Raw genomic sequence first — 16,619 nt, 5'->3', positions numbered from 1 at the left:
TATAGAATAAAAAAGCCGGTTAAAAAAACCGGCTTTTTAAAGCTATATTTTAATTAGTCTTGTACTTTTTGCTTAAATGCATCGAAAGCACTTGGTTGTTCTTGTTTTGGCCAAGCGTTGTTCGTGGTGTCTACATCGGCTGTTTCTAAGTTTGGATCGACTGTAATTTTAACAATTTCCTTATCTGAAGCGATGGCCTTATTCACCTCATAGTCGTTCAATCGCCATATTTGAGCTGGGTAATGCTCGGTTTTGGTGGTGCCATCGGCATAGGTGTATTCCACAATAATAGGCATAACCAATCCGCCAGGTTTTTCAAAAGTTACATTGTAAAAATATTTAGGATCTTTAATGTTTTTTCGGGCTGTTTCAGAAAAATTATCCATCACATATTCCTTAAGCGTGGTCACATCCATTGAGCTTAAGTTTTGTGTGTGTTGTGTATACTCGTTACTGTTTTCATCAACCATATAAACCAATGGAGGCAGGTCGCTCATTCGCATGCCGCGTTCGGCCACTAAGTTTTTAACGTAGTCGTTAGGTTCTGCAGACACTCTATATTTTTTCACTTCTTTTATACCAATATCCACCCAGTCTGTTGTATAGAACCACCCTCTCCAAAACCAATCTAAATCGAATGCCGAGGCATCTTCCATGGTTCTAAAGAAATCTTCTGGGGTTGGGTGTTTAAACATCCAACGTTGTGCATATTCCTTAAAGGCATAATCGAACAGGTCTTCGCCCATAACCGTTTCGCGCAGGATGTTTAAGGCCGTTGCCGGTTTGCCGTAGGCGTTATTTCCAAACTGGTAGGTATTAAGCCCCTTGGTCATGATTGGAGCAATAAAGTTTTGATCGCCCCCCATGTAAGGTACTATCTTGGCAGCGGGTCCGCGACGTGACGGGTATGTATCGTGCCCTTCCGATAAAGCCGCTGGGTACCATTTAGCAAAATCCTGTTCGGCTACATACTGTACAAACGTATTTAAACCTTCGTCCATCCAGGTCCATTGGCGCTCGTCGCTATTAACAATCATTGGAAAAAAATTGTGCCCTACCTCATGGATAATAACGCTAATCATGCCATATTTTACACGGTCGCTATAAATGCCATCGCTGTTTGGACGGCCGTAATTCCAACAAATCATAGGGTACTCCATGCCTTGGTTTTTGGCGTGTACCGATATGGCTTTATGGTACGGATAATCGAAGGTCATTCGTGAGTAGGATTTTAAGGTACTCGCTACAGCTTTTGTAGACCATTCTTCCCACAGTGGGTTTCCTTCCTTAGGATACATAGATACGGCCATAACATCTTTATCGCCTATTTTAACAGCCATCATGTCCCAAATAAATTTACGCGAGGTCGCAAATCCGTAATCGCGCACATTCTCAGCATAGAACTTCCACGTTTTTTTATCGTTGGAAAAGGTTTTTTCGGCCTGTTCTGCTTCTTCTTGGGTTACTATTAGTACGGGTTTGTCGTAGGTTTTTTTAGCATCTTCATACCGTTTCATCATGGTTTTTGTGAAGACTTCCTTACGGTTCATTAATTCTCCGGTGGCATCGAGGATGTGGTCTGCCGGCACGGTAATATTCACCTCAAAATTCCCAAAGGGCAAAGCAAATTCGTCACGCCCCCAAAACTGGGAGTTTTGCCATCCTTCCACATCGTTATAGACGGCCATTCTGGGGTAAAATTGTGCAATAACGTAGGCTCTGTTACCATCTTCTGGAAAGTACTCGTAACCCGAGCGGCCATCTTCATTAACGTGGTCGTTAATGTTGTACCACCATTTGATGGAGAAGACAAACTTTTCGCCTGTTTTTAAGGGTTCTGGAAGCTCAACCCGCATCATGGTTCTGTTAATCATGTGGGGCAAATCTTTTCCTTGGGCATCTTTTACGGCTTGTATTTTAAAACCGCCATCAAAAGGTTCTGTCATATAATCTTTGGCAAATGTAGCCACTTGGCTTGCCATGGCCACTTCGTCACTTTGAATAAGCGGTGTTTTGGAGTCTTTGGCACGCACATTTTGATCTAACTGCACCCACAAATACGTTAATTTGTCTGGAGAATTATTGGTGTAAGTAATGGTTTCGTTTCCGTAAAGTCGCGCATTTTTGTCATCTATCTCAATGTCCATTTTATAATCTGCCTGTTGCTGATAATAGGCGTGACCCGGTGCTCCCGAAGCTGCACGATAGCTATTGGGTGTAGAAAATTCGTCGTAAAGCTGTTTAAACTTATTGTTGTTTTGGTGGCCTGTTTTGGGCGCTTGGGCATTTTGTTCTTGGGCGTAAGTTGCCACAGATAAAAATAATACCGAAAGGAATAGAGGCATCAAAATTCTCATTGCGGAGCGTTTGTTTAAAAATTAATTGCGTAAAATACTGATTTTATTAAACCCTTATTGTTTTTCCTTGAAATTTAACAAAGCTTTATCATTCTCTTTTATCAGAAGAAAACTTTTATTCTTATTGTAAATCTTTGCTCTTATAACGTTTTGTTGGTCGTCGAACATATCGAACAAAACTTGGTTAGAAATTTCTAGTTGCGCAATCTCTTTAACCCCCTTAATTTCCAAGTAACAAACAGCAATATCGGCATCGTATTCTTTGCCGATAAAGGTTAGCAACTGCTTTTTCCCGTTAATCTTAATGCTAAGTTTACTTTTTAGGTAGCGTTCCAAGTAATAATCTACCTGTTCGGACTCGTTGCTGTATTTTAACACCAAGGTCTTGTCGTAGCGCTTTTTTAAGGCATTTTCAAGATCGTCAATAAAAACCCGACTAATAATTTGTACGGAGGCCTGGTCTTCAACATACTCTATTTGGGTAATGCTCACATAGTACTTATGCACGCCAAAAGCGAGAAAAACCAATAAGAAAGGTAAACTTATGTACTTAATGTATGTTTTCATTTTAAGGTTTTTAAAACGCCGTAATAAAGTCAAAAAATGTTCCAAATTGAGGGTTTTTGGTTTTAAATTCTTTTTATACTGCTGAATTCTTTCCTGCAAAAAAGTAATGCTTGTGTTTTTACAAGAGGTTATAACGTTTAGGGCTTCGGCACAAAAATAGAAAAAATCGGTTTTTAAGACTTTTTAAAGCTGTTATTTAAAAAAACCCGTTGTCCTATTGCTTCTAATTTTTTCCAACGGTTTTGTTTTCAGCTGGTATAAAGTAAGGTTCTGATATCTTAATGTCTTCGGAAGGGATTAATAAACTTTTGTTAAATGATAGCTTTAATTACTTTTACAAAAAGTAATCTTATGAAACATCTTATCCTTGCAAGCACGTCAACCATTCATGGCAGTGGCTACCTAGAATACATCTTACCCGAGCTCGACGTTTTTTTTAACGGCATAGAAGACATTCTTTTTATCCCTTATGCCAGGCCCGGCGGCATCACACACCAAGCCTACACAGAAATTGCACAAGCAGGGTTTAAAAACATTAATAAAACGGTTACTGGGCTACACCAATACGACGACCCTATTGAGGCTATCACCAATGCAAAAGCTATTTTTACAGGTGGCGGAAACACGTTTTTATTGGTACAGCAGCTCTATAAAAACCATGTTTTCGAGCCCTTAAAAGCCAGCATTCTTAGGGGGGCAAAATATTTTGGCACCAGTGCCGGCAGCAATATTGGCGGCCTTACCATGAACACCACTAACGACATGCCTATTGTTTATCCACCTAGTTTTAAAACCCTTGGTTTGGTGCCCTTCAACATTAACCCCCACTACCTAGACCCCTTACCAAACAGCAAGCACATGGGCGAAACACGAGAAACACGAATAAAGGAATTCCATCAATTTAACACCCAACCTGTTGTGGGCTTACGCGAAGGGAGTTGGTTAGAAATCACTAGCGAAACCATTACGTTAAGAGGCCATTTGCAGGCTAGAATTTTTGAATGCGGCACCCCGCCTTACGAGGTTGACACCAATGCCGACTTAAGTGATTTAAAATAAAAAAGACCTTACCTTTTGGTAAAGTCCTTTGAGCGGGAGACCGGGTTTACCTCGGCTTCACTCGGCATAAACTTCTCACCCTAAATCCGTCTTTAAAACCTGAAATGAGTGCCCATAAAAAAAGACCTTACCTTTTGGCAAAGTCCTTTGAGCGGGAGACCGGGTTCGAACCGGCGACATTCAGCTTGGAAGGCTGACGCTCTACCAACTGAGCTACTCCCGCAATCGTGGGTGCAAATATAATTAAAGATTTTTTTCAGCAAAAGCTTTTCTTTCAAATTAAAGCAACGTTTTTTTTATTAAATTTCACTTAAAAAATTGAATCCAGATTACCACATTAAAACAATCCCAGCAAGAGACACCCACACCATTAGGCATGCTATTTTACGACAAGGCCAGCCTAAGGCTACCTGTGTTTTTGAAGGTGATGATTTAAACACCACCTTCCACTTGGGGCTTTTTCATCACAATCAGCTTATTGGCGTTGTTAGTTTTATGCTTGCCTCTAACGAACACCTACCCGAAAAACACCAATACCAGTTGCGGGGCATGGCCCTTTTAAAACCCTTTCAAGGACAAGGGCTAGGCAAACTACTTATTGATGCCGGCATTGAAAAATTGGTCCATTTAAACTGCCCTATTGTTTGGTGCCATGCCAGAGAAGCCGCCATTTCCTTTTATAACAGGAATGATTTTCTAGCGTTTGGCAAACCGTTTCATGTGCCGCTTATAGGAACACATCTTATGATGTTCCGGAACATACCTTTAATGACTTTTTAAAATTACTTTAGTAACTTTAACACTCTAATCCCCCTTAACATGAGAAGCAAAAATTTTAAAATACGGCTAATTATAGGGCTTGCCATTGTGGCATTTGCTTACTTAAGAAAATGCAGTCAACAAGAAGTAAACCCTTATACCGGCAGAACGCAAACCATCACACTTTCTCCCGAACAGGAGATTGCCATTGGCCTAGAAAGCGCTCCACAAATGGCTCAGCAACATGGCGGCTTGTACCCCAACAACGAATACCAAGCCTTTGTAGACCAAGTTGGCGCAAAACTTGTTAATGGGAGCATCGCCAATAAAACGCCTTACGACTATGAGTTTCATTTGTTGGCAGATCCAAATACCATAAACGCCTTTGCGTTACCAGGTGGTCAGGTTTTTATTACTTATGCTTTGTTTTCTAAATTAGAAAATGAAGATCAGCTTGCTGGGGTGCTGGGGCATGAAATTGGGCATGTCTTAGGAAAACACTCCAACGAGAGGATTAGCGAGGCTAATTTTTGGAAAACCATAACCATGGGAGCTTCGGTAGGTGCCGATATGGGCGATTTTGTACAATCTATAGGGCAAAACACCTTATTGGCAAATGGTCGTGACGACGAGCTGGAAAGCGATGATCTGGGCGTGAAGTTTATGATTAAAGCAGGCTATAACCCCGAAGCAATGATTGGCGTTATGGAAATTTTAAAATCAGCTGCCGGACCAAACCGGGTGCCAGAATTCCAGAGTACTCACCCCGATCCAGAAAACAGAATAGAACACATAAAAGCGGCTATCGAAAAATACCGTTAAAAAAGCAAAGCCCCTTTTGGGGCTTTACAACTAACTAACCAACTGAAAATAAACTACTGTTTACTTCTTCTTTAATGTCTCTTTAATTAAGCTTTTGGCGGCTTCTGCATTAGAAAGCTCTGCGTACTTTAAAGCCGTGTAACCTTTCTTGCTCTTTAGTTTTAAATTGGCGCCTTCGTTAATTAAAAGCTCTAAAATTTCTACTCTATTAAATCTAGCGGCATACATGGCTGGTGTCATTCCATTGGATTTTTCGTTAACATTTACCCCCAACTCAATAAGCTTTTTCACAGTATCCATGTCGCCTTTTACAATAGACGCACAAAACGGACTTACGGTTGGTGATGAGACAACCTCGATGCTGTTAGAAAAATTTAAGGTGTTGTTGGCATGTGCATATCCAAAGGATACCCCTAATGCGATAGCTAAAATTACTGCTGTTTTTTTCATGATGAAAGAATTTAAATTAATTGATTGCTTTAATTTTGATTATACTAAAGAGACGATATTTTTTTTAGTCTGTTACACCTCAAAAAATCTTATAACATTTTTTTAACTATAAGCAAACAAATCTGTTAAGAGCGTATTAAAACCTTTTTTTCTATTAACCTTTTCAGCATAAAGACATAAAAAAGCGATAAACCCGCATATTTTGTATTCTGGTTTTTTTAATAAAAATTTATAACCTTTATCTTTGGTGGTGTAAAGGACACACCATGAACAAAAAAGTTATTTTAATGATTTTGGATGGCTGGGGAAAATCTCCAGACCCCAAAGTATCTGCCATAGAGCATGCCAAGACCCCTTTTATAGATGCGCTATACCAAACCTACCCCAATGCTAATTTGCGCACCGACGGCTTACATGTTGGGCTTCCCGAAGGCCAAATGGGCAACAGCGAGGTGGGCCACACAAACTTAGGTGCTGGACGCATTGTGTATCAGGATCTGGTTAAAATAAACTTGGCCGTAAAAAACAATACCCTAGGTGATGAAACTGCCATTAAGAATGCTTTTGAATACGCAAAAACAAACAATAAACCTGTTCACTTTTTAGGGTTAGTTAGCGATGGCGGCGTGCATTCGCACATCAATCACTTATTTGGCTTAATTGATGCTGCCAAGGCTTATGGCATTGCCAACTCCTACATTCATGCCTTTACCGACGGCCGCGATGTGGATCCCAAATCCGGATATGGCTTTATTACCGAACTGGAACAACATATAGAAAATACCAATACCCAATTGGCTACCGTAACAGGGCGTTACTACGCCATGGACAGAGACCACCGCTGGGAACGCGTTAAACTCGCTTACGATGCCATGGTAAATGGCAAAGGAACGGCATCTAAAGACGCCTTAAAATCCATAGATCAAAGCTATGAAGACGATGTTACCGACGAGTTTATAAAACCCATTGTGCTAACCGATAAAGACGAGCGTCCTATAGCTAAAATACAAGATGGTGACGTGGTTATTTTCTTTAATTTTAGAACCGATAGAGGGCGGCAACTAACCCAAGCCCTTTCCCAAAAGGGTTTTCATGAACAGAATATGCACAAACTGGATTTGCACTATGTAACCATGACCAATTACGACGATTCTTTCGAAAACATTCATGTTGTTTTCGACAAAGAAAACCTAAAAGACACCCTTGGTGAAACGCTCGAAAAACACCATAAAACTCAAATACGGATTGCCGAAACCGAAAAGTACCCCCATGTTACTTTTTTCTTTTCTGGAGGGCGGGAAACGCCTTTTGAAGGTGAAACCCGAATTTTAAGAAACTCGCCAAAGGTTACCACCTACGATTTAAAACCCGAAATGAGCGCCTATGAGCTTCGCGATGCACTACTACCAGAACTAGAACAAGGCAAAACAGACTTTGTGTGCCTTAATTTTGCCAATGGCGATATGGTGGGCCACACGGGTGTTATGGAAGCAGCCATTAAAGCCTGTGAAGTTGTTGACCAATGCGTTAAGGACGTTGTTACTTCGGCCTTAAAAAACAACTACACCACCATTTTAATAGCCGACCACGGAAATTGTGAAACCATGATTAACCCCGACGGCTCACCCAATACCTCCCACACAACCAACCCCGTACCTTTAATTTTAATCGACAAGGAAAAACTCCCCATTAAAGATGGCGTTTTGGGCGATATCTCCCCCACCATTTTACACCTTATGGGTATTGAGCAACCTAAAGCCATGACACAGCACAGTTTGGTATAAAACCTATAATACGCGTTACACCCCAGCTTCTTGGCTTATTTAACTAAAAACCAAGCACATACAACAATCCTGTAAAAGCCCAAACCACTAAATGTTAGATATTTAGTGGTTTTTTGTAAAAAAACACCTTCAAAAATGTTAACCAGCAAACGGCTATGGCATTAACCTTTGAATGCATTATTAATTTTACACTTTAACCTCCTATGAGAAAATCTTTTTTAAAAAAGGCTATGACCAGCACTTGCGTTTTAGCTTTAACCCTTTTTACACTATCATGTTCTAACGATGACGACAACAACAATCCAAACAACACCCCACCAAACACAACACAAAACAATCAAATGGCTTTTGATATAGCCGGTGATGTAACTGGCAGCAAAACGGGGAGTTCTTCTATCGTAACCGTAGAAAATGCTAATAACACCTACATGATTTCTAACCACGATGGGGCATCATTCGATACGCAAACCTTTAGTTTGGTCTTTTATAAAGCATTTAGCGACAATACTTTGGCCAACCCAAGCCCCGGCACCTACCCTATAGCAAATGTGGGCCACTTAATAGACCAAGATGGCTTTTGGGCTGTATATACCGACACCCAAACAGGTGAGGACTATGGTTCTGGGAATCTTTCTGGTACGCTAACCATTACTAGCAACACCAATAACCAGCTTAAAGGAACCTTCGAGTTTAGTGCCGAAAATCTTTCAGGAACAAAAACCATAACCGTTACAAACGGCACATTCTCTGCCGCTATAGACTAAACCCTTTTTTGTCCCTATAGAAATTATAATACTACGCCCCTCTAAAAACACCCATCCAGAATGCTCCTATTTATAAACAATCTTGAAACCTTCATACAAAATGGTGGAGGGCCTTTTCTCTTTTTACAAGAACGTATGAATGACGGGATTATGGTTACCCAATTAGCGACCATACCACAACAGACAATGCTATTGAAAAGAATTGCTGTAATTATTTTTTGGAATTAAATAGCTCGAGTACAGCAATTACTTTAAAAACCGAAGCAGTTAGCTTCGGTTTTTTTATGTGCTAATTTTCTAATTCCACATGGTCAAAACACCATGCCATAGCACCAAACTATTTTAGATTCCGCATAAAAATCCGAACAAAATATTTACCTTAGTACCACGCTAAGCCACCTATTATATCAGATGTAGCCAATACCATACAAACGACATGGGTAACCATTAACCAAACCTAGTTTTAAAAAATTTGTATCTTATAACTAAATTAAATGCATGAATTATTTAGATAAGCTTATTGTTGCCGTAGATTTTGATGGTACTATAGTCGAAGACGTCTACCCTAAAATTGGCAAACCTAAATTATTTGCTTTCGAAACCTTAAAACGGCTTCAACAAGATGGGCACCGGTTAATTTTATGGACCTACCGCTGCGATGATAGACTACAAGAGGCGGTAGATTTTTGCCAAGAAAACGGCATTGATTTTTATGCTGTAAACAAAAGCTTTCCCGGCGAACAGTTCGATGTAAACAAAAGCAGGAAAATCCACGCCGATATTTTTATTGACGATAGAAATATTGGAGGTTTCTTGGGCTGGGGCGAAATTTATCAAACCATCACCAAAGAAACCCCCAACATCCCTAAACGTCGCCGTAAGAAAGGGTTTTTTAACTTTTTCAGATCCTAAACTACACTCTCGTCATATCAAAATAGGCCCTGTCTATCTGCTCTCTATGGTCGGGATGGGCAATATTAACCAATGCTTTTATACGCTGCCCAATGGTTTTTCCGTACAAATTGGCAATCCCGTATTCTGTTACAACATAATGCACGTGTGAGCGCGTGGTAACAACCCCTGCACCAGGCTTTAACGATGGTACAATTCGGCTAATCCCCTTTTTGGTTATCGAAGGTAAGGCGATTATAGCCTTGCCGCCCTCACTTAGCGAGGCTCCGCGGATAAAATCCATTTGTCCACCAACACCAGAATACATGTTAGACCCAATAGAATCGGCACAAACCTGCCCTGTTACATCAACTTCTATGGCGGAGTTAATTGCAACCATTCTTGGGTTTTGTTTAATTATAGAAACATCGTTGGTATAATTAGACGCTCTCATTTCCACAAAAGGGTTGTCGTCTACATAATCGTACAACCGTTTAGATCCCATTAAAAAAGTGGTTAATGCGCGACCGCGGTTTATGGCTTTATAATTACCGTTAATAACATCTTTTAAAATGAGGTCAATAACGCCATCCGAAAACATTTCGGTATGCAGCCCCAGGTCTTTGTGGTTGCCCAGTTTTGCCAAAACAGCATTAGGAATACTACCAATACCCATTTGCAAGGTACTTCGGTCTTCAATAAGGCTTGCCACATAATCGCCTATGGTTTGTTCTACCTCGGTTGGGGTCGAAATGGCATGCTCTGGTAGTGGCTCATCACACTCTACAAATGCATCGATTTCAGAAATATGGATAATGCCCGCACCATGAGTTCGCGGCATTTGTTTGTTTACTTGAGCAATAACATAATCGGCATTTTCTATGGCCGCCAGCGTCGCCTCTACCGAGACTCCTAGAGAGCAGTACCCATGTCTGTCTGGCACAGATACATGAATTAACGCCACTTGCAAATCAACAATGTTGCGTTTAAACAGCAAGGGCAGCTCGCTTAAAAATACCGGCGTATACGATCCATTTCCCGCCTTTAGGGTGTGTCGCACATTTTTCCCTATAAAAAAGGAATTTACATGAAAACTATCACGCAACTCTGGGTTGGCGTAAGGTGCCTCGCCCTCGGTATGGAGTTGGCAAATTTCAACGTTTCTTAATTCTTCATGCCTATTGGTTAACGCCTTAATTAAAACTTGAGGCGCAGCAGCAGCAGCTTGAATATACACTTTGTCGTTCGATTTAATAATCTCTACAGCTTTTTCAGCACTAACTGGTTTATACATAATTCTTTGTTTTAGTACGGCAAAGTTCCGAATAATACGCATGATAAAAGCTGTCAAAAATCATATTTCCTTAATAATAACGCAAAACAATACTTTATCGCTTATCCTTTTTATTCCACCTATTTATGCTTCGGAATTAAACCTCTAATATCAGATTTTACTCGTATATTTTTAAGTATCTTTGCCCATATTTTTTTTAGCATGATTATAGTAAAAACACGAGAAGAGATTGAATTGATGCGCCAAAGTGCCTTAGTTGTTTCTAAAACATTGGGCATGTTGGCCAAAGAGGTTAAACCTGGCGTAACCACCAACCAATTAGATAAACTGGCCGAAGATTTTATCCGTGCACAAGGGGCTGTTCCTGGGTTTTTAGGACTTTACGACTGCCCTTCCACCCTATTGTGCAGCGTTAACGATGCTGTTGTTCATGGGTTGCCAACCAACAGACCGCTGGAAGAAGGCGATATTGTTTCGATAGACTGTGGCGCCTTGATGAACGATTTTTACGGCGATCATGCCTATACTTTCGAAATTGGCGAAGTAGCTCCAGAAACCAAAAAACTGCTTCAAATAACCAAAGAATCGCTTTACGTAGGAATTAAGGAATTTAAATTAGGCAACCGTGTTGGCGATGTTGGTTTTGCCATTCAAAAATATTGCGAAGCGCAAGGCTACGGCGTTGTAAGAGAACTTGTAGGCCATGGGCTAGGAAGAAAAATGCACGAAGACCCCGAAATGCCCAACTATGGCAAACGCGGTCGTGGTAAAAAGTTTTTAGAAGGCCAAGTTGTAGCCATAGAACCCATGATTAACTTAGGCACCCACAAAATAAAACAACTTAAAGACGGCTGGACCATAGTAACCCAAGATGGCAAACCAAGCGCCCACTTCGAGCATGATGTGGCCATTATCGATGGCAAGCCAGAAATCCTTTCTACCTTTGCTTATGTGTATCGTGCCCTAGGTATAGAAAGCGATGAAGAAAACGCCTTTAGGCAAACCCCATTAGTGGTATAACAACCGTTTGAAATCCCTATTTAAAATACTCCTAAATGTTATTCCGAGGCCTATTTTAATTAGGCTTAGCTACCTTATACGCCCAGTTGTTGCGTTTATATTAAAGGGCAACGCATACACCGATCCCATAGATGGCAAAAGTTTTAAACACTTTTTACCGTATGGTTATGGCCAACAGCGCAACAATGTGCTCTCGCCATCTACGCTAAGTTTGGAGCGCCACAGGCTATTGTGGCTCTATCTTAAAAATGAAACATCTTGGTTTTCCGAAAACTTAAAGGTGCTCCATTTTGCGCCAGAACAGGCTTTTTACAAGCGATTTAGAGCACTCCATAATATTGCGTATACCACAACCGATTTAAATTCGCCTCTGGCCGATGTAAAAGCAGACATCTGTAACCTGCCATTTAAAGACAACAGCTACGATGTTATTTTATGCAACCACGTTTTGGAACACATTCCCGATGACACCAAAGCCATGCAGGAACTCTACCGGGTAATGAAACCTGGCGGCTGGGGTATTTTTCAAATTCCGCAGGATTTAAACAGGGCGACTACTTTTGAAGACAACAGCATAACCGACAAAAAAGCGCGCGCTAAAATTTTTGGACAGTACGACCACGTGCGTATTTATGGCCGCGATTACTTCGATAAGCTTCGTGCCATAGGGTTTGAGGTAGAAGAAGTTAATTACACCGCAACCCTTTCTGACCAAGACATTGAAAAATTTTGTTTGGCCAAAGGTGAAATTATTCCTTTGGTTAGAAAACTTTAATTTTCAGGAAACCCATTTAAGGCTAAAGTTTCGAGCTCGGCTTCATCGTTTTCGAAAATTAAAAAGGCCTTTAGTTCCGGATGTGAAACCATAAATCTTGTCACTTTTTCCACTCCCATGGTTTTAAAAGCGGTGGCATAGGCATCGGCTGTCATGCAATCGTTGGCAATAACCGAAATACTAAGCAAATTAGTCTTACTAGGATATCCTGTTTGGGTATCGATAATGTGGGAATACCGATTGCCCTGTTCATCGGTTTTAAACTTTCTATACGTTCCTGAAGTGGCCATGGCAGCATCTGTTAGGTCAATGCTTCTTAAAATGGACTGTGAGCCATCAAAATGCGGCATTTCTACACCCACCCGCCAAGGAGTTTCCTTTTCAACATTTAAACCCTTCGTACGGATTTCGCCACCAATTTCAACCAGGTAGTTTGCCACTTGTTTACCCTCTAAAAAGTTGGCAATAACATCAACTCCATACCCTTTGGCGATGGCATTAAAATCGATAAATGCCCCATTGCGTTTTTTAACCTCACCGTTAACCAAACCCATTTTGTTAAACCCTACCGAAGCCATTAAGCTGTCTATTTTTAGGCTATCCAATTGCTGAATTTTCCCTCCGGGCCCAAAATCCCAGGCGTTAACTACGGCCCCTATGGTTGGATCGAAAGCGCCTTCGGTGGCTCTATAAATGGCTTTAGCGGCTTGAAAAACCTCAATAAAATGGGCATCTACTTTTAGCGTTTCATTTCTATTTAACCGAGAAATATCTGAATTTACCTGATAAGTCGACATGGACTTGTTAATCACATGAAACAAGCTATCGAACTCTTGGGTAAAATCGGTTTCCTTATCGTAAATAACCGAATACGAGGTACCAAAAACTTGTCCAGAAAGCGCGGTGTTTTTAGGCGCTTTTTTGCAGGACACCGCCAAAGCCGCTAAGGCTATAAAAAAAAGAGTTCTCATTAGTTTAAGTTCATGTCAATTACTTGAATACCGTTGTATTCCATTAAGTATTCTTCGTTTAGATAAATAGGAAGGTGCTCGCCATTGGGGTTGCCCAGACCAACACCGGCATACAAGACTAGAGCATCTTTTTCGCGCGCATGCTTTTTAAAGGTTTCCATCCAGACCACATCGTAGTTGTTGGGGTTATCTGGTAGCATAACAGCCTTTACAATAACAAAATAATATTGGCCATTTTTATCGATGCATACAAATTGCGGATGCCGTTTTAATTGGCTGTTTATCGCTACAAATTCATACCCCCTGCTTTCCAGTTCCTTTCCAACGTGGTTCATGGCTAGGTTATGCAGTTCTTGTGTGTTTAGTGGCTTGCCCATAGCACAAAATTACAACTAAAATCACGTTTCATTAAATTTTTTGTCAATTTTAAGCAAATGGCTACAAGCTGTTCTTTCTCCTTCAGAACCACTTCAATTAGCTCAATATTAATCTTTTAAATATTTTTTTGTATCTTACTAATAGATAGTTCGTTATGAAAACAACCGCACGTTTTGAAGCAGCTGTTATAAAATTATACACGGCTTTTCACAGCAACACCCTTAACCCAGAGTGCTGCAAGCAATGTGCTGTTGGTAATATTCTAAATCAAACAGCGCAATGGAAACACCTCTCTGATGAGCATGGGAGTTTAAACTTGAATTACATTGGGCTAGTTAACCAGAGGTTTGGACGACGCTTTAATGGTTATACCCCTTTAGAATTGCTACAAATTGAACATGCTTTTTTAAAAGGTTGCGGCTACCAGCTCCCCTTAAACCATAAAAACTCGAAGCCCGAACATGCAACAAATCCGGATAACTTATTTAAAGGCTTGTCGTATGTTGTTGAAGTCCTCTGTAAACTAGACAACTTACCTAATGTTATGGATTGCTCCAAGATGTTTAATTATAACGCTGAACATTTAAGCTCCTCTATTAAATAAAAAAGCCAACTCGAATGAGCTGGCTTGTTTCATTATGTTGTTTTGGTTTATCCACCAAAATCATCAAATCGGATGTTTTCATCTGGCATACCAAAATCCTGTCCCATTTTTTCAACGGCTTTGTTCATTAACGGCGGCCCACAGAAATACAGTTCAATGTCTTCTGGTGCATCGTGGTGGCTTAGGTAGTTATCGATCACACAATTGTGAATAAAGCCTACAAATCCATCACCTGCTTCATCGTTAATATCGGTTTTCACTTTCCAGTTGTCTTCTGGTAACGGTTCCGATAAGGCCAAATAGAACTTAAAGTTAGGGAAGTCTCTTTCTAACGCTCTAAAGTGCTCAATATAGAACAATTCACGCTTAGAACGACCACCATACCAATAGGTTACTTTTCTACCAGTCTTAAGGGTTTTGAACAGGTGGTACAAGTGCGAACGCATTGGCGCCATACCAGCTCCACCACCAACGTATAACATTTCGGCTTCAGACTCGTTGATGAAGAACTCACCATAAGGACCAGAAATGGTTACCTTGTCGCCTGGTTTTTGAGCAAAAATATACGATGATGCTACCCCAGGGTTTACATCCATCCATCCGTTTTTATTGCGGTCCCATGGCGGCGTAGCAATACGCACGTTAAGCATAATGTCGCGCCCTTCTGCAGGGTAAGAAGCCATGGAGTAGGCACGCTCTACAACATCATCATTTTTCATCACCAAAGGCCATAATCCAAATTTATCCCATTCTGCTTGGAACTTGTCTGGTGTTTCGTGCTCTTCTGGGTGAGCCGTAATATCGATGTCCTTATAATTGATGGTACACGGTGGAATTTCAATTTGAATGTATCCTCCGGCCTTATAGTTCATGTCTTCTGGTATACGCACCACAAACTCCTTAATAAAAGATGCTACGTTGTAGTTACGCACCACTTCGGCTTCCCATTTTTTAATACCAAAAACTTCTTCTGGAATGGTAATTTCCATGTTCTGTTTTACTTTTACCTGGCATGCTAAACGAACACCGTGTTGCAGTTCCTTACGTGTAAAGTGAGGTGTTTCGGTTGGAAGCGCTTCGCCCCCACCTTCTAGCACATGACACTCACACTGAATGCATGTTCCACCACCACCACAAGCCGATGGTAAAAATATTTTTTGGTTTCCTAATGTTGATAATAAAGTACCTCCAGAGGCTACTTCAATTTCTTTTTCACCATTGATTTTTATGGTTACTGGCCCAGATGGTGAAAGCTTTTGCTTTACGAATAATAATAAGCCTACCAAAACTAGGGTAACCACTAAAAAGGCCCCTACGGTTGCTAAAATTGTTCCTAATGTTCCTGCTGCTAATATCATGTTACTCGTTTATTGTCGTGGTGTTTTCAGCTAATTTATTGTCTTCTGCCTTCTTGGCTTGCTCTACTTTTGCCGTTGTGGTTTCCTCCTGCTTTGCCTCGTCGTCACCGCCAGTTAACATGCCTCCAAAACTCATAAACCCAATCGCCATTAAACCTGTAATGATAAACGTAATACCTAAGCCTCTTAATGGTGCTGGCACGTTAGAGTAACGTATTTTCTCACGAATAGCGGCAATCGCTAAAATGGCCAAAAACCAACCAATACCCGAAGACACACCATAGTTTAAGGCTAGTCCTATGGTTTCAATCTCTCTAGACTGCATGAATAAAGAGCCTCCTAAAATGGCACAGTTTACAGCAATAAGCGGTAAGAAAATCCCCAAAGAGTTATATAACGATGGTGAGAACTTCTCTACCACAATTTCTACCAATTGTACCATGGTTGCTATGGTAGCAATAAACATGATAAACGATAAGAAACTTAAATCGTAATCGGCGTATTCTGCGCCTAACCATTGTAAGGCACCTGGTTGTAAAATGTATTGATCTAACAACCAGTTTACCGGTACAGTTACCGCCAAAACAAAGATTACTGCAGCACCTAGACCTACTGCGGTACTTACTTTTTTAGATACCGCCAGGTACGAACACATTCCTAAGAACGTGGCAAATACCATGTTGTCGATAAATATTGATTTGAAAAATAATTCTATATGTTCCATATGCTTTATTTTGATGAGATTCTGAATCTAGTTCAGAATGAC

General features: G+C 40.6%; 18 protein-coding genes and 1 tRNA gene. 10 read left to right on the top strand and 9 right to left on the bottom strand.

From position 1 onward, the window contains the following. Positions 1–53: 53 nt before the first annotated feature. Both IA57_RS07620 and IA57_RS07615 read right to left on the bottom strand, forming a co-directional pair. Positions 54–2,357, bottom strand: coding sequence for a M1 family metallopeptidase (locus IA57_RS07620; protein WP_036121592.1), 2,304 nt, complete (start codon positions 2,355–2,357; stop codon positions 54–56). A 54-nt stretch (positions 2,358–2,411) separates the two neighbouring features. After that, positions 2,412–2,924: a DUF6702 family protein gene (locus IA57_RS07615; protein WP_036123192.1), complete on the bottom strand. Its 513-nt coding sequence runs from the start codon at positions 2,922–2,924 to the stop codon at positions 2,412–2,414. A gap of 351 nt (positions 2,925–3,275) precedes the next feature. Between IA57_RS07615 and pepE the strand changes: the two genes are divergently transcribed. Beyond that, positions 3,276–3,983: a dipeptidase PepE gene (gene pepE / locus IA57_RS07610; RefSeq protein WP_036123189.1), complete on the top strand. Its 708-nt coding sequence runs from the start codon at positions 3,276–3,278 to the stop codon at positions 3,981–3,983. A 150-nt stretch (positions 3,984–4,133) separates the two neighbouring features. On the opposite strand, the gene IA57_RS07605 is transcribed toward pepE, so the two are convergent. Then, positions 4,134–4,206: transfer RNA gene (locus tag IA57_RS07605), tRNA-Gly, on the bottom strand. Between the two features lie 95 nt (positions 4,207–4,301). Here IA57_RS07605 and IA57_RS07600 point away from each other — a divergent pair. Both IA57_RS07600 and IA57_RS07595 read left to right on the top strand, forming a co-directional pair. After that, entirely contained in the window at positions 4,302–4,763 is a 462-nt protein-coding gene (locus tag IA57_RS07600; RefSeq protein ID WP_036121590.1) for a GNAT family N-acetyltransferase, read from the top strand. Between the two features lie 39 nt (positions 4,764–4,802). Then, entirely contained in the window at positions 4,803–5,564 is a 762-nt protein-coding gene (locus tag IA57_RS07595) for a M48 family metalloprotease (protein WP_036121588.1), read from the top strand. Between the two features lie 60 nt (positions 5,565–5,624). On the opposite strand, the gene IA57_RS07590 is transcribed toward IA57_RS07595, so the two are convergent. Next, complete coding sequence (locus tag IA57_RS07590; RefSeq protein WP_036121585.1) at positions 5,625–6,014, bottom strand: ankyrin repeat domain-containing protein; 390 nt, start codon at positions 6,012–6,014, stop codon at positions 5,625–5,627. A 266-nt stretch (positions 6,015–6,280) separates the two neighbouring features. Between IA57_RS07590 and gpmI the strand changes: the two genes are divergently transcribed. The 4 genes from gpmI to IA57_RS07575 all read left to right on the top strand — a co-directional run bounded on the left by gpmI (position 6,281) and on the right by IA57_RS07575 (position 9,474). After that, complete coding sequence (gpmI, locus tag IA57_RS07585) at positions 6,281–7,798, top strand: 2,3-bisphosphoglycerate-independent phosphoglycerate mutase (protein ID WP_036121582.1); 1,518 nt, start codon at positions 6,281–6,283, stop codon at positions 7,796–7,798. 203 nt (positions 7,799–8,001) lie between these two features. After that, a complete protein-coding gene (locus IA57_RS07580) occupies positions 8,002–8,562 on the top strand; it encodes a DUF6252 family protein (RefSeq protein WP_036121579.1) in 561 nt (186 codons plus the stop codon). Between the two features lie 60 nt (positions 8,563–8,622). Next, positions 8,623–8,790, top strand: coding sequence for a hypothetical protein (locus tag IA57_RS12630; protein ID WP_160171685.1), 168 nt, complete (start codon positions 8,623–8,625; stop codon positions 8,788–8,790). 270 nt (positions 8,791–9,060) lie between these two features. Continuing rightward, positions 9,061–9,474, top strand: a complete 414-nt coding sequence (locus tag IA57_RS07575; protein ID WP_036121577.1) for a BT0820 family HAD-type phosphatase — start codon at positions 9,061–9,063, stop codon at positions 9,472–9,474. A 1-nt stretch (position 9,475) separates the two neighbouring features. Here the strand turns inward: IA57_RS07575 and IA57_RS07570 are convergent, their stop codons facing one another. Further along, entirely contained in the window at positions 9,476–10,747 is a 1,272-nt protein-coding gene (locus tag IA57_RS07570) for an acetyl-CoA hydrolase/transferase family protein (protein ID WP_036123185.1), read from the bottom strand. A gap of 201 nt (positions 10,748–10,948) precedes the next feature. Here IA57_RS07570 and map point away from each other — a divergent pair, with 201 nt between their 5' ends. Next, positions 10,949–11,767, top strand: coding sequence for a type I methionyl aminopeptidase (gene map / locus IA57_RS07565; protein WP_036121574.1), 819 nt, complete (start codon positions 10,949–10,951; stop codon positions 11,765–11,767). A 7-nt stretch (positions 11,768–11,774) separates the two neighbouring features. Then, on the top strand, positions 11,775–12,542 hold the full coding sequence (locus tag IA57_RS07560; RefSeq protein ID WP_036121571.1) for a class I SAM-dependent methyltransferase: 768 nt from the start codon (positions 11,775–11,777) through the stop codon (positions 12,540–12,542). Here the strand turns inward: IA57_RS07560 and IA57_RS07555 are convergent. Further along, on the bottom strand, positions 12,539–13,513 hold the full coding sequence (locus tag IA57_RS07555) for an FAD:protein FMN transferase (protein ID WP_036121568.1): 975 nt from the start codon (positions 13,511–13,513) through the stop codon (positions 12,539–12,541). The genes IA57_RS07560 and IA57_RS07555 overlap by 4 nt on opposite strands. Further along, complete coding sequence (locus IA57_RS07550) at positions 13,513–13,890, bottom strand: hypothetical protein (protein WP_036121566.1); 378 nt, start codon at positions 13,888–13,890, stop codon at positions 13,513–13,515. Before IA57_RS07550 ends, IA57_RS07555 begins: the two co-directional genes overlap by 1 nt. A gap of 155 nt (positions 13,891–14,045) precedes the next feature. Between IA57_RS07550 and IA57_RS07545 the strand changes: the two genes are divergently transcribed. Next, positions 14,046–14,495: a hypothetical protein gene (locus tag IA57_RS07545; RefSeq protein WP_036121562.1), complete on the top strand. Its 450-nt coding sequence runs from the start codon at positions 14,046–14,048 to the stop codon at positions 14,493–14,495. Positions 14,496–14,542: 47 nt separating this feature from the next. Here the strand turns inward: IA57_RS07545 and nqrF are convergent, their stop codons facing one another. Beyond that, entirely contained in the window at positions 14,543–15,853 is a 1,311-nt protein-coding gene (gene nqrF, locus IA57_RS07540) for an NADH:ubiquinone reductase (Na(+)-transporting) subunit F (protein ID WP_036121559.1), read from the bottom strand. A gap of 1 nt (position 15,854) precedes the next feature. Next, positions 15,855–16,577, bottom strand: coding sequence for an NADH:ubiquinone reductase (Na(+)-transporting) subunit E (nqrE, locus tag IA57_RS07535; protein WP_084176737.1), 723 nt, complete (start codon positions 16,575–16,577; stop codon positions 15,855–15,857). Positions 16,578–16,619: the final 42 nt, after the last annotated feature.

It is taken from the genome of Mangrovimonas yunxiaonensis (assembly GCF_000733475.1).
Lineage (GTDB): Bacteria > Bacteroidota > Bacteroidia > Flavobacteriales > Flavobacteriaceae > Mangrovimonas > Mangrovimonas yunxiaonensis.
The sequence above is the reverse complement of the archived record's forward strand: the minus strand, read 5'-3'. Positions and strand labels throughout refer to the sequence as shown.